The sequence below is a fragment of the Maricaulis sp. B-26 genome (genome assembly GCF_056857855.1).
In genome coordinates this window covers 1-12,652 of record NZ_JBSXNX010000011.1, presented here as the reverse complement: position 1 = coordinate 12,652, position 12,652 = coordinate 1, and the positions used below count along the sequence as shown (strand labels likewise).

At 64.5% G+C, this 12,652-nt stretch carries 12 protein-coding genes; 9 read left to right on the top strand and 3 right to left on the bottom strand.

The annotated features are described in order from the left end of the window. Positions 1–114 precede the first annotated feature (114 nt). Positions 115–333 carry a phosphoglycolate phosphatase gene (locus AC13HB_RS01170; RefSeq protein ID WP_203294309.1) on the top strand — a complete coding sequence of 73 codons (219 nt, stop codon included), beginning with the start codon at positions 115–117 and terminating at the stop codon, positions 331–333. A 7-nt stretch (positions 334–340) separates the two neighbouring features. On the opposite strand, the gene AC13HB_RS01165 is transcribed toward AC13HB_RS01170, so the two are convergent. Next, a complete protein-coding gene (locus AC13HB_RS01165; RefSeq protein WP_482947883.1) occupies positions 341–1,030 on the bottom strand; it encodes an HAD hydrolase-like protein in 690 nt (229 codons plus the stop codon). Between the two features lie 115 nt (positions 1,031–1,145). Here AC13HB_RS01165 and glmU point away from each other — a divergent pair, with 115 nt between their 5' ends. From glmU to AC13HB_RS01140, 5 genes are all read left to right on the top strand, one after another. Next, positions 1,146–2,498, top strand: coding sequence for a bifunctional UDP-N-acetylglucosamine diphosphorylase/glucosamine-1-phosphate N-acetyltransferase GlmU (gene glmU / locus AC13HB_RS01160; protein ID WP_482947882.1), 1,353 nt, complete (start codon positions 1,146–1,148; stop codon positions 2,496–2,498). Between the two features lie 2 nt (positions 2,499–2,500). After that, the gene (locus tag AC13HB_RS01155) at positions 2,501–3,970 is read left to right on the top strand and encodes an NAD-dependent succinate-semialdehyde dehydrogenase (RefSeq protein ID WP_482947881.1); all 1,470 of its coding nucleotides are present in this window, start codon (positions 2,501–2,503) and stop codon (positions 3,968–3,970) included. Next, entirely contained in the window at positions 3,967–4,668 is a 702-nt protein-coding gene (gene rpiA / locus AC13HB_RS01150; protein WP_482947880.1) for a ribose-5-phosphate isomerase RpiA, read from the top strand. The genes AC13HB_RS01155 and rpiA overlap by 4 nt, the downstream gene beginning before the upstream one ends. Before the next feature lie 149 nt (positions 4,669–4,817). Next, positions 4,818–6,206: a glutathione-disulfide reductase gene (gene gor / locus AC13HB_RS01145; RefSeq protein ID WP_482947879.1), complete on the top strand. Its 1,389-nt coding sequence runs from the start codon at positions 4,818–4,820 to the stop codon at positions 6,204–6,206. After that, positions 6,206–7,576, top strand: coding sequence for a class II 3-deoxy-7-phosphoheptulonate synthase (locus AC13HB_RS01140; protein ID WP_482947878.1), 1,371 nt, complete (start codon positions 6,206–6,208; stop codon positions 7,574–7,576). The genes gor and AC13HB_RS01140 overlap by 1 nt, the downstream gene beginning before the upstream one ends. Before the next feature lie 85 nt (positions 7,577–7,661). Here the strand turns inward: AC13HB_RS01140 and AC13HB_RS01135 are convergent, their stop codons facing one another. Further along, positions 7,662–7,928, bottom strand: a complete 267-nt coding sequence (locus tag AC13HB_RS01135) for an HU family DNA-binding protein (RefSeq protein ID WP_300527898.1) — start codon at positions 7,926–7,928, stop codon at positions 7,662–7,664. A gap of 70 nt (positions 7,929–7,998) precedes the next feature. Here AC13HB_RS01135 and AC13HB_RS01130 point away from each other — a divergent pair, with 70 nt between their 5' ends. Continuing rightward, positions 7,999–8,322, top strand: a complete 324-nt coding sequence (locus AC13HB_RS01130) for a hypothetical protein (protein ID WP_482947877.1) — start codon at positions 7,999–8,001, stop codon at positions 8,320–8,322. A gap of 89 nt (positions 8,323–8,411) precedes the next feature. Here AC13HB_RS01130 and AC13HB_RS01125 read toward each other — a convergent pair whose 3' ends face one another. After that, complete coding sequence (locus tag AC13HB_RS01125; protein ID WP_482947876.1) at positions 8,412–9,407, bottom strand: NADP-dependent oxidoreductase; 996 nt, start codon at positions 9,405–9,407, stop codon at positions 8,412–8,414. Positions 9,408–9,683: 276 nt separating this feature from the next. Here AC13HB_RS01125 and AC13HB_RS01120 point away from each other — a divergent pair, with 276 nt between their 5' ends. Then, a complete protein-coding gene (locus AC13HB_RS01120; protein WP_482947875.1) occupies positions 9,684–10,613 on the top strand; it encodes a Gfo/Idh/MocA family protein in 930 nt (309 codons plus the stop codon). Between the two features lie 40 nt (positions 10,614–10,653). Beyond that, positions 10,654–12,315, top strand: a complete 1,662-nt coding sequence (locus tag AC13HB_RS01115) for an NAD+ synthase (RefSeq protein ID WP_482947874.1) — start codon at positions 10,654–10,656, stop codon at positions 12,313–12,315. Positions 12,316–12,652: the final 337 nt, after the last annotated feature.

Here is a 12,652-nt window from a genome sequence, read left to right as displayed (position 1 = left end):
GTATATCAGCCTGCCCCAAGTTGAGATCGCGGCTCTCGGGCCCGTCTCGTCAATCACCCGATTGGACTCAATTCCCGGCCGTGGGAATCCCCGGCCGAGTAGGAGGTATTGTTCATGAGTAATGATCTGTGCACGCCTGAAGGTGCTCGCCGACTGAAAGCCCGCATCGAAGCTTACTGGGCTGAGCGTGGCTATGATGTTTCGGTGGACCTGGTCGAGGCGGGCTTCATGCCGGCCATGCGTTCCGCGCGCACCGACGTCCGCTCCAACCTCGTCAACGGCATGCCGACGCGCCCCGCGAACGATACGGGCCGCGAGCGTCGCACCGCCTAGGACACTTTCAGGCCCGCCACAGATCGGCGAGGGCCCGAGGCACATCCTCGAACGCATGAATGACCCGGTCGGCTCCCAGGGAGCCGGCCGGTTTTTCGCTATAACCATAGCTCAGCACGATGCTCGGAATCCCCGCCGCCCGGGCCGCGCCGACATCCGGCGCACTGTCGCCGACCAGGGCTGCCGGTCCGCTCCGCTCTCCCAGCGCCGAAAGGACGTGCGCCGCATCCGGCTTCTTCGCCGTCGTGCGCTCCGGTCCGATGATGCGGACGAAATGGTCAGCCAGTCCGAGTTCCGCGATCAGCAGGTCCGACAGGACGGAGGGCTTGTTGGTACAGATCGACAGCTCGGCGCCTCGTTCGCGCAGCCAGACGAGCGTGTCCTCGACGCCGGGGAAGACCCGGCTCTCCGCCGCGACATCGGCCTTGTAGATTTCGATGAAACGCTCCACGAGCGCCACAGCGCGCGCGTCTTCGATCGATTGCGACTCGCGGGCGAAGGCGCGCTCGATAAGTGCGCGCGCGCCGCGGCCGACCATGGCGCGGACATCGTCGAGCGGAACCGCGCCAAGGCCTTCCGGCTCGATCACGGCATTCAGCGCCCGCACGAGATCCGGCGCCGTGTCGACCAGCGTCCCGTCCAGATCGAAGGCGATCGAGGCGCCGGAAAACAGCTCTGCGTCGCGGGGATCGATCATATTCACAACCTTTTCCGGTGGATGAGGCGATGAAGCATGGTTACGCGCCTTGCGCCGATAGGCTATAGCGCCTGACATACAGTGTCGCACAGCCTGCCCCGACGAGGTCTTCCGCATGTCCCATTCCCGCGCCGCCATCATTCTCGCCGCCGGTCAGGGCACGCGGATGAAATCGAAGACGGTGAAAGTTCTCCACGCTGTGGGTGGCCGGCCGATGCTCGACTGGACCGTGGACCTTGCCGCGCGTTGCGGGGCCGAAACCGTCGTCACCGTTTACGGTGCTCATTCGCCGGCCGTGAAAGACGCGGCCGAGCGGCTCGGAACGCGGACCGCGCTGCAGGATCCGCCGCTGGGGACGGGGCATGCGGTCCTCGCTGCCAAGGACGCGCTCGCCGGCGTCGAAGACCATGCCATCGTGCTCTACGCCGACACGCCACTGATAACGCCGGAGACCGTCGAAAAGGTTTTCGCCGCGCTGGAGGCGGGGGCCTCCGTCGCAGTACTCGGCTTCGAGCCGGAAGACCCGGCTGCCTATGGCCGTCTCATTCTTGGGCCGGACGGCACGCTCGACCGGATCGTCGAGTTCAAGGACGCCTCGGAGCAGGAGCGCGCGGTCGGTCTCGTCAATTCGGGTGTGCTCGCCGCACCGGCCGACCTGCTGCTGGACCTGCTCGGCGAGGTCGGCAACGACAATGCCAATGGCGAATATTATCTCACCGACGTGGTCGGGCTGGCGCGAGCGCGCGGGCTGAAGGCGGTCGCGGTCACTGCACCGGCGGACGAAGTTCTCGGCGTCAATTCGCGTGCCGATCTGGCCGAGGCCGAAGCCGCCTTCCAGGTCCGGGCCCGGACCGCAGCCATGGCGGCCGGCGTGACGCTGATCGATCCGCCGAGCGTGCATTTCGCTTATGATACTCAGATCGCCAATGACGTCGTGATCGAACCGAATGTATTCTTCGGACCGGGCGTCACCATAGAGAGCGACGCGACGATCCATGCCTTCAGCCATATCGAGGGCGCACATGTGAAGGCTGGCGCCTCGGTCGGCCCCTTTGCGCGGCTGCGGCCCGGCGCGGAGCTGGGCGAGGGGGCCAAGGTCGGCAATTTCGTCGAAGTGAAAAAAGCGCAGCTCGGCAGGGGCGTGAAAGTCTCCCACCTTTCCTATATCGGCGATGCACGCATCGGTGCGGAGGCGAATATCGGAGCCGGGACCATCACCTGCAATTACGACGGCTTCGACAAACACCTCACTGTGGTCGGCGACGGCGCCTTCATCGGCTCCAATACCTGCCTCGTCGCGCCGGTGACGGTGGGCGAGGGCGCCTTCACGGCGACCGGTACCGTCGTCACACAGGATGTGGCCGCCGATGCACTCGCACTGGCACGTACGCCGCAGATCGAGAAATCCGGGTGGGCGGCGCGTTTCCGGCGCGCCAAGACGGCCCGCAAAGTGAAGAAGGACAGCTAGACATGAGTGTTACCGATCGTCTCCAGGACAAGACCCTGTTCCGCACCGACAGCTTCATCGCCGGTGACTGGGCGTCCGCTCCGCAGTCCTTCGCTGTGACCAATCCGGCCAATGGCGAGCACCTTGCGGATGTCGCGGACCTTGGTGCCGAGGGCGCCCGCAAGGCGGTGGCTGCCGCAAGCGAGGCCTTCGAGGGCTGGAAGAAGACCTCGCCCTTCGAGCGCGCCAAGCTTCTCATGAAGTGGCACCAGCTGATCATGGAGAATATCGGCGATCTCGCCACGCTGATCACGCTGGAGATGGGCAAGACCTATCGCGAAGCACAGGGCGAGATCGTTTACGGCGCCGCTTTCATCGAATGGTCGGCCGAGGAAGCCAAGCGGATTCACGGCGAGACGATCTCGACGCCCTTCCCGGGGTCGCGCGGCTGGACCATCCGACAGCCGATCGGCGTCGTCGGCTGTATCACGCCGTGGAATTTCCCGAACGCCATGATCACCCGCAAATGCGCCCCTGCGCTGGCAGCGGGTTGCACGATGGTGATCAAGCCGGCCCCCGAAACCCCGCTCTCCGCACTTGCCCTGGCCGAACTGGCGAAACAGGCCGGCATCCCGGACGGCGTGTTCAACGTCGTCTGCGGCGATGCCAAGGGTATCGGCGAAGTCCTGACCAGTTCGCCGGATGTCCGCATGATCGGCTTCACGGGCTCGACCGAGGTCGGCAAGCTTTTGATGCGCCAGGCGGCCGACGGCGTAAAGCGCGTGGCGCTCGAGCTCGGCGGCAACGCACCTTTCATCGTCATGGACGATGCGGATGTCGAAGCGGCGGCCGACGGCGTGGTCGCCTCGAAATTCCGCAGCTCCGGCCAGACCTGCGTTTCGGCAAACCGGATCATCGCTCATCCGGCGATCGCCGACCAACTGGTCGCCGCGCTCGAGGCTCGTGTCTCGAAGCTCAAGCCGGGCAGCGGTTTCGAAAAGGACACCGATATCGGCCCGCTGATCCACAAGGAAGCGGTCGAGCGCGTCGATGCGCTGGTCAAGCAGGCCCGCGAAACGGGTGCCCGCATCATCACCGGCGGCAAGCCGCTGATCGACGAGCTCGGCGGTTCCTTCTACGCGCCGACCCTGATCGAGGGCGGTTCGCCGGACATGGACCTGGCCTGTTTCGAAATCTTCGGACCGGTGGCCTCGATCTACCGTGCCGAGACCGAAGACGAGATCATCAAGCTGGCCAACGATACCCCCTACGGCCTGGCCGCCTATCTCTATACCCGTGACGTGAACCGTATCCATCGTCTCACCGAGGGGCTGGAATACGGCATGATCGGCGTCAATGCGCCGATGGTCGGCGCGGCCTCGACCCCCTTCGGCGGGGTCAAGGAAAGCGGCATCGGCCGCGAGGGCGGAAAGTGGGGCGTCGAGGAGTTCACCGAACTCAAATACATCCTGCTCGGAGGCGTGGACGGATGAGCGCGGAACGTCAGAAAGCCAGGGCAGCCGCCGCAGCCCTGGACTATATCGAAACCGGCATGACGCTGGGGCTGGGCTCTGGCTCGACTGCGGAAATCTTCCTGCGCCTGCTCGGCGAGCGCGTGAAAGACGGTCTCAAAGTGCAGGGCGTGCCGACCTCTCAGCGCACGGCCGAGGTGGCCGAAGAGGCCGGTGTGCCGCTGATCGATGTCGATCATGTCGACAATATCGCCGTGACCATCGACGGCGCGGACGAGGTGGACGGCCGTTTCCAGCTGATCAAGGGCGGCGGTGCCTGCCTCCTGCGCGAGAAGATCATCGCCCAGGCCTCCGATCTCATGGTCGTGATGGTAGACGAGACCAAGCTGGTCTCCACCCTTGGCAGATTTCCGTTGCCGGTGGAGGTCGACCGGTTCGGCTTTTCGCTGACCGCGAAGCAGATCTACCACGCCTTGAGGAAGGCCGGCGTCGCGTCGCCCGATGTCCAGCTGCGCCGCAAGGGCGACGGGCTCGAACCGCTGATCACCGATGGCGGAAACTACATTCTCGACTGTTCCTGCACCGCGATCCCGGATGCGGCGGCCGCGGCGGACAATCTCTGCCACATCCCCGGCGTGGTCGAGCACGGCCTCTTCATCAACCTCGCCCGTGTTGTCATCGTCGGCGAAGACGGTGAAGCCCGCGTGATGGAACTCTAGGCCGGGCGGCTGCCCGCTCCGTTGCCTGCAAGCTGGCGCCGCGAGCGTGGCCCGGCTGCAACGTGATGATGCCGATGCCGTGAAGCCGCGTGCAGCGGCGAGGTTCGGTGCCTATATTCCAGCCGGAAGCGACGACAGGAAAAAGCGACATGTCTGAATACGATTACGACCTCTTCGTCATCGGCGCCGGTTCCGGCGGTGTCCGGGCCGCACGGATGGCCAAGCAATACGGCGCGGGCAAGGTCGCGATCGCCGAGGAATACCGCGTTGGCGGCACCTGCGTCATCCGCGGCTGCGTACCGAAGAAACTGATGGTCTATGCCAGCGAGTTCTCGAAGCAGTTCAAACTGGCCGAGAGCTATGGATGGAGCGTCGGAGAGACCTCCTTCAGCTGGGAAAAGCTGATCAGTGCCAAGGATGCGGAGATCGACCGGCTTTCCGGCATCTATATGCGCAACCTGCACAATTCCGGCGTCGAGATTATCGAGGATCGGGCCGTGTTCGAGGATGCGCACACGCTGCGTCTGGTGAAATCGGACAAGACGGTCACGGCCGACAAGATCCTGATCGCTGTCGGGGGTACGCCTTTTGTCCCGGACATCGAGGGTGCCGAACTGGGCATCACCTCGAACGAGGCCTTCCATCTCGAGACGCTGCCCGGACATGTCGTGATCGCGGGCGGCGGTTATATCGCCTGCGAATTCGCGCAGATCTTCGCCGGCATGGGCGCCGAAGTCTGCCAGGTCTATCGCGGCGATACCGTACTGCGCGGCTTCGATGACGATATTCGCAGCCATGTCCATGAGGAACTTGTCCGCTCGGGCGTGCGCGTCATCACCCACACGAATTTCGAGCGCATCGAAGACCTCGGCGATGGTCGCAAGCGCGTCCACCTCGACAATGGCCATCATGTCGATACCGATGTCGTCATGTATGCGACCGGTCGCAATCCGCACGTGGCCGAGCTGGGTCTGGACAAGGCCGGCGTCGAGACCAATGAGCGTGGTGCGGTCAGCGTCGATGCCTATTCCAGGACCAGCGCCGAGAATGTCTACGCGGTCGGCGACGTCACCGATCGTGTCAATCTTACCCCCGTTGCCATCCGTGAGGGTGCGGCCTTCGCGGCGACGGTTTTCGACGGGCGTCCGACCGCCTATGATCACAATGACATTGCGTCTGCTGTCTTCACGCAGCCGCCCGTTGGATCTGTTGGCCTCTCGGAGGCGGAGGCGCGCAAGGAATTTGCGCAGGTCGATATTTACAAGACCAGTTTCCGTCCCATGAAGCTCTCCCTGACCGGCGAGGCTAGCCGCATGATGATGAAGCTCGTCGTCGACGGGGCGACAGAGCGGGTGCTGGGCGTGCATATTGTCGGGCCGGATGCGCCCGAAATGATCCAGCTGGCCGGAATCGCCGTCAAGGCGGGACTGACCAAGGATCAGTATGATGCGGCCTGTGCCGTGCATCCGACGAGTGCGGAAGAACTGGTGACCATGAAGGAGAAATGGACACCACCTGAATTGAAAGCTGCCGAGTAATGACCTGGTCACCGAAATCCTGGCGGGACAAACCCGTCGAACAAATGCCCACCTACAAGGACGCAGCGTCGCTCGACGCCGTACTGGACGAGCTCTCGGCCCGCCCCGCGCTCGTCTTTGCCGGTGAGGCGCGCCGCCTTCGCCGCCAGCTCTCCGAAGTCACGGCGGGCAAGGCCTTCCTGCTCCAGGGCGGCGACTGCGCGGAGAGCTTCAAGGATTTCTCGACGGAAGGCGTGCGAGACACCTTTCGTGTCCTGCTCCAGATGGCGGTCGTTCTGACCTTTGCGGCCTCGAAGCCCGTCGTGAAAGTCGGGCGGATCGCCGGCCAGTTCGCCAAGCCGCGTTCGTCAGATAGCGAGACGATCGACGGCGTGACCCTGCCGAGCTATCGCGGCGACAGCGTCAACGGGCTGGAGTTTACGCCCGAGGCCCGCGAGCCCGACGCCCAGCGCCTGATCCGTGCTTACGACCAGTCGGCCTCGACGCTCAACCTGCTGCGGGCTTTTGCGTCGGGCGGTTATGCCGATCTGCACAATGTCCACCAGTGGACACAGGATTTCGTCAAGGACAGTCCGGCTGCCGAACGCTACGCCGAAACGGCGACGCGGATCTCAGAGGCGCTCGACTTCATGAAGGCTTGCGGCATCGGCCGCGACAGTACGCCCTCGCTCGAGGCGGTGGACTTCTTCACCTCGCATGAGGCTTTGCACCTGCCCTTCGAAGAGGCGCTTACCCGCCGCGATCCGAATACCGGCCAATGGTACGCAACGTCTGCGCATCTTCTGTGGACCGGCGAGCGGACGCGCCAGCTGGACGGCGCCCATATCGAATACGCCCGGGGGATTTCCAATCCGGTCGGCGTGAAGTGCGGTCCGAGCATGAAGCCGGACGAGCTTCTCGAGCTGATCGATGCGCTCAATCCGGACAATGAGGCCGGCCGGCTCGTCCTGATCGTGCGCCAGGGCGCGGACAATGTCGGCGAGACCCTGCCGGCGCTGGCCCGGGCCGTGACGCGCGAGGGCAAGCAGGTCGTCTGGTCGTCCGATCCGATGCACGGCAACACCGTGAAGACCGGTAGCGGCTACAAGACGCGTGATTTCGATCGCATCCTGACCGAGCTCGAGAGTTTCATGAATGTGCTCTACTCGGAAGGTGCCTATCCCGGCGGCGTACATTTCGAGATGACCGGCCGCGACGTGACGGAATGCGTCGGCGGTGCCAAGGCCGTGACCGAGGTGGACCTGGCCGAGCGCTATCACACGCAGTGCGACCCGCGTCTCAATGCCGACCAGGCGCTCGACATGGCCTTCCGTATCGCGGAGTCGCTGAAGCGCGTACGCGCCGGCAATTCGGCCGCCAATGCGGCCTGATCGCGCCGCTCTTGAACACCGGCAATAGAAAACGCCGCCCGGATCGCTCCGGGCGGCGTTTCCAAATCAGAACCCGTTGGACTGATTAGATGTCCTTCAGGGCAGCAGCCGGACGGAAAGCCGCCTGGGTGCGAGCCTTGGACATCATTTTTTCGCCGGTGCGCGGGTTGCGCACTTCGCGCGCTTCGCGGTGCTTGGCGTAGAAGGTGCCAAAACCGGCCAGCTGAACGCTGTCATTGCCCTTCACCGAGCCAACGATGGCTTCGATGGCAGCGTCGACAGCGTCGCCCGCTTGAGCGCGGGACAGGCCGGTCTTGTCGCTAACGGCTTTGGCGAGATCAGACTTGTTCATAGGGTTCCCCCCGGTTGGTCGCGGTCCGACAGACACGGTCATCGTGTCAGGCCGGGTCGCCGCGTGTTCGTTGACGATCCATCAAGGCCAACAACTGGACCCCTTTGCAAGCGACAACAGGCGAATCCGGCCCAAATTACTGCATTTTTCCTGGGATAAGCCCTGTTTTTGGCCTTTGGTCGCGTTTTTGCGTACCCTGAGGGCCATGTTTCATGGTGAACCACAGGTTAATCAGCCGCTCGCGAATCGACCGATTCGCATGCTCCCGTTCGCACTTGCAGCGGGATTGACCGTTTACGGCATCGCTTTTCTCGCAGGTGCGGGAGAAACCTGGTCGCCGGTTATCGCCGCCTGCGCGGCGGGCTGGACCCTCGGACGGCTGACCCGGCGCTGACCGGACGGGGATGCGCCCGGACGCTACCGGCATGAAAGAGGCCGGCCGCGTGATGGCGGCCGGCCTCTTCTATTTCCGAACGCGTCCGCTCAGATTTTCACGAGCATCTTGCCGGTATTCTGGCCTGAGAAGAGGCCGCGGAAAGCGTCGGTCGCGTTCTCGATGCCGTCAAGCACCGTCTCGGCCGGCTTGATCTTGCCTTCGGCGGTCCACTTGCCGAGATGGGCGATGAAGTCTTCCAGCATGTCGGCATGGTCGGTGACGATGAAGCCCTGGATGCGCAGCGACTTGCCGACGATGAAGGTGAGATTGTCGGTGATGGTCGCGGGCGTGGCGTCGTTATAGCGCTGGATCATGCCGCACGCCGCGATGCGGCCATACTGTTTCAGCGTGTCGAGCGCAGCTGTGAAATGGGTGCCGCCGACATTCTCGAAATAGGCATTGATTCCGCCCGGTGCGGCCGCTCGGACGGCAGCGGCGAGATCCTTCTCGGCCTTGTAGTCGATGGCTGCGTCTGCGCCGATCGAGGTGACGAAGTCGCATTTCTCCTTGCCGCCCGCCGTGGCGACGACCGTGGCGCCCATCGCCTTGGCGAACTGGATGCCGGCCGAGCCGACCGCGCCCGCACCGGCGGACATCCAGAGCGTCTCGCCGGCCTTGAGGTCGATAATGCGCCGGAGGCCGACATAGGCGGTGAGCCCGGTCAGTCCGGCAATGCCGAGATAGGCCTGGGGCGGCATCTGGCTGGTGTCGATCTTCTGCAGCACCTTGCCCGGCGCAGTGTAGGCTTCGCGCCAGCCGAACATGGAATTGACGTGATCACCGGGTTTGAGGCCCTCGAAATTACTGGCGACGACCTCGCCCACCGCGCCGCCTTCCATCGGGGCGTCGAGCTTGAACGGGTCGACATAGGTACGGATCCCGCTCATCCGGCCCCGCATATAGGGGTCCACGGAGATATAGAGATTGCGGACGGTGACTTCGCCTTCGCCCGGTTCCGGGATGTCTGTTTCGACGAGCTCGAAATTTTCCGGCTTCGGATCGCCCTTGAGGTAGGATTTGAGGTGGATTTCGCGAGACTTCATCGACGTTCTCCCTTTCGATGTCCGGCCTTGGGACCGCGTTATGTCGAGATGTATCTATAATGTGGTGCGCGACGGGGCCGGGCCGGGGCGCCAGGCTTTGCACCATGGGATGGCCGGTCATGGTAGAGCGCCAACGGCTGCGCGCAAGCCGGTCGGCCATGATTTCCGCTCCGTCAGGCCCGGAATCGCAACGGGCCGAAACAAGTGGTGATGCACGCAAGCCTTGATCCCCTACGCGGTCCGGCTATTCACCCTGCAATCGCGAGAGGTAAGTCCATGGCTTCTAAAGAGACGGTCCTGCGCACCGGCGTCGTCGGTGCGGGTGTGTTCGGCGGCTATCATGCCGGCAAGTACGCGACGCATCCGCGTGCCGAGCTGGTGGGCGTCTACGATTCCCATATCGATCGCGCCAGGGCGCTGGCCGGGAAGTACGACGCCAGGGCCTACGACAATCTCGCCGAGTTCATCGCCGATTGCGACGCCATTACCGTCGCGAGCCCGGCCGTGCACCATTTCGAGGCGGCGGCCTCGGCCCTCGCTACCGGCAAGCACGTCCTCGTGGAAAAGCCGATCGCCTCGAGTGTCGAGGAAGCGCGCGAGCTGATCGCGCTGGCGGCCTCGCACGGTTGCGTGCTGCAGGTCGGTCACCAGGAGCGTTTCGTCTTCATGGCGATGGGGCTCTTCAAGGTTCCCGAGACGCCCAAGCGGATCACGGCGCGGCGCATGGGGCCGGCCTCGGACCGCAATCTCGACGTTTCGGTCACGCTGGATCTGATGGTGCACGATCTCGATCTCGCCATCGCCCTGGCCGGGTCCGCGGTCAACAAGGTGGAAGGCATTGTCGATGAGGGCCGCAACGGTCATCCCGACGTCGCCAGGGCGACGCTGGCTTTCGACAATGGCTGTGTGGCGGAGCTGACCTCAAGCCGGGTCCATGACTGCCGCGACCGGCATATGCGGGTCGAGTACGAGACCGGCGTGCTGGAGATCGACTTCATCGCCAAGACGTTCGAGAACACCACGCCTTACGCGCTCAACGCCGATTTCGCCGACGACCCTATGGCGAAGGATTCGCTGGGAGCTGCCGTGGATGCCTTCATCGCCTCCGTGCGTGACGGTGCGCCGGTCGCCGTGCCCGGCATTGCCGGTCTGCGGGCGCTCGATGCGGCCCGTACCATCGACGGTGCGCGCAAATACGGAAGCTGATAGGCTTGCTAGCTGTCTAACTGCGGTCTAAGTCGCTGCCATGTCTGACCGGATTTCCATCCTGACCGCCCAGCTCGACCCCGTCGTCGGGGATGTGGCGGGCAATCTCGCCAAGGCCAAAGCCGCCCTCGGCGACGCCCGGACGCGCAAGTCCGACCTCGTCGTCTTCCCGGAAATGTTCCTGCTGGGCTATCCGCCCGAGGACCTCGTGCTCAAGCCGGCTGCGGTCGAGGCCTGCAAGGCGGCGATGGAAGACCTTGCGACGGAAACCCGCGAGGGGCCGGCCATCATCGTGGGTCTGCCCTGGTATCAGGACCACAAGCTTCACAACGCTGTGGCGCTGCTCGACGAGGGCCATCTCGTCGCCCTGCGCTTCAAGCACGAATTGCCCAATTATGCGGTCTTCGACGAGAAGCGTGTCTTCCAGGCCGGACCGGTTCCGGAAATCGTCAAATGGCGCGGCATCAGGCTCGGCCTGCCGATCTGCGAGGACCTCTGGTTCGATACCGTGCCGCAGGCGCTGATCGAGCAGGGCGCCGAGATGATCATCGGGATCAACGGTTCCCCCTGGCGCCGTACCATCGAGCGCGAGCGCTCGGCGGCCTTTGCGCGCTGGTTCGACGCCTGGGAGAGCCCCAAGGCCTTCATCTTCGTCAACCAGGTCGGCGGTCAGGACGAACTGGTCTTCGACGGGGCCAGCTATTCGCGCGACAGCGACGGTAAAGAGGTCCAGCGGCTTCCCGCTTTCGAAGAACGCGTGGACTGCGTGGAATGGGTCAGGACGTCGAAGGGCTGGCGCGCCGGCGGGGGTATGCGGGCGCCGCTCATGTCGGGTCTCGAGGCCGACTGGAACGCCATGGTCCTGGCCCTGCGCGACTATGTCGACAAGAACCGCTTTCCCGGCGTGGTGCTGGGCATGTCCGGCGGGATCGACAGTGCGCTGAGCGCGGCGATCGCCACCGATGCGCTGGGCCCGGAGCGGGTCTGGGCGGTGATGATGCCGTCGAAATTCACCTCCGCGGAAAGTCTCGAGGACGCCAAGGCCTGCGCGGAATTGCTGGGCGTGCGCTACGACATCGTCGATGTCGAGCCGACCATCGCGGCCTTCAACGCGGCGCTGGCGCCGCAATTCGGCGATGCCGAGCCGAACGAGGCCGAGGAAAATATCCAGTCCCGAGCCCGCGGCGTCATCCTCATGGCGCTCTCCAACAAGTTCGGCCCCATGGTGCTGTCCACCGGCAACAAGTCGGAGATGGCGGTCGGCTATGCCACGCTCTACGGCGACATGAATGGCGGCTATAACGCGCTCAAGGACATCTACAAGACCGAGGTCTTCGAGCTGTCCTGGTGGCGCAATGCGCTGACCCGTCCCAGCGTGCTGGGTCCGGCCGGCCCGGTCATCCCCGAGCGCATCATCACCAAACCGCCCTCGGCCGAGTTGCGCGAGGACCAGAAGGACGAGGACAGCCTGCCGCCCTATGACGTGCTCGACGCCATCCTCTACGGCCTGGTCGAGGAGGAGCGTTCGGTGCGCGAGCTGGTGGCGGACGGTCATGACGAAGCGGAAGTGCGCCGCATCGAGAACCTGCTCCATCGCGCCGAATACAAGCGCCGCCAGGCACCGCCCGGCGTGAAGATCGGCCCCAAGAATTTCGGCCGCGACCGCCGCTACCCGATCACCAACCGCTTCCGCAACGGCTAGCGCGGTTTCGAAGGGGAAAGTGTTTGATCTCACGGCAGTCCGCTTCGCGGACGCCTCCGATGCGGCGGCCCATAAGGGCCGGCGCGCGGTCGCGCTTGCGGGACCGGTGGTCCCGGGTGTCAGAGCCGTTATCGTCTTCCCCCGCCGGGGGAAGTGGGCCGCGGCAAGGCCGCGGGTCGATGGGGTATTCGGCGCCTCATCCTGCACCATCCCCCTCCGTCCCTGCGGGACACCTCCCCCGGCGGGGGAGGACGAAACACCGATAGTGCCACGACCTTCCGGCCTGGCGGTATGAGGGGTGCAGGATGCCGGCTGATGCCGGAGTGTTGCTGTAAGT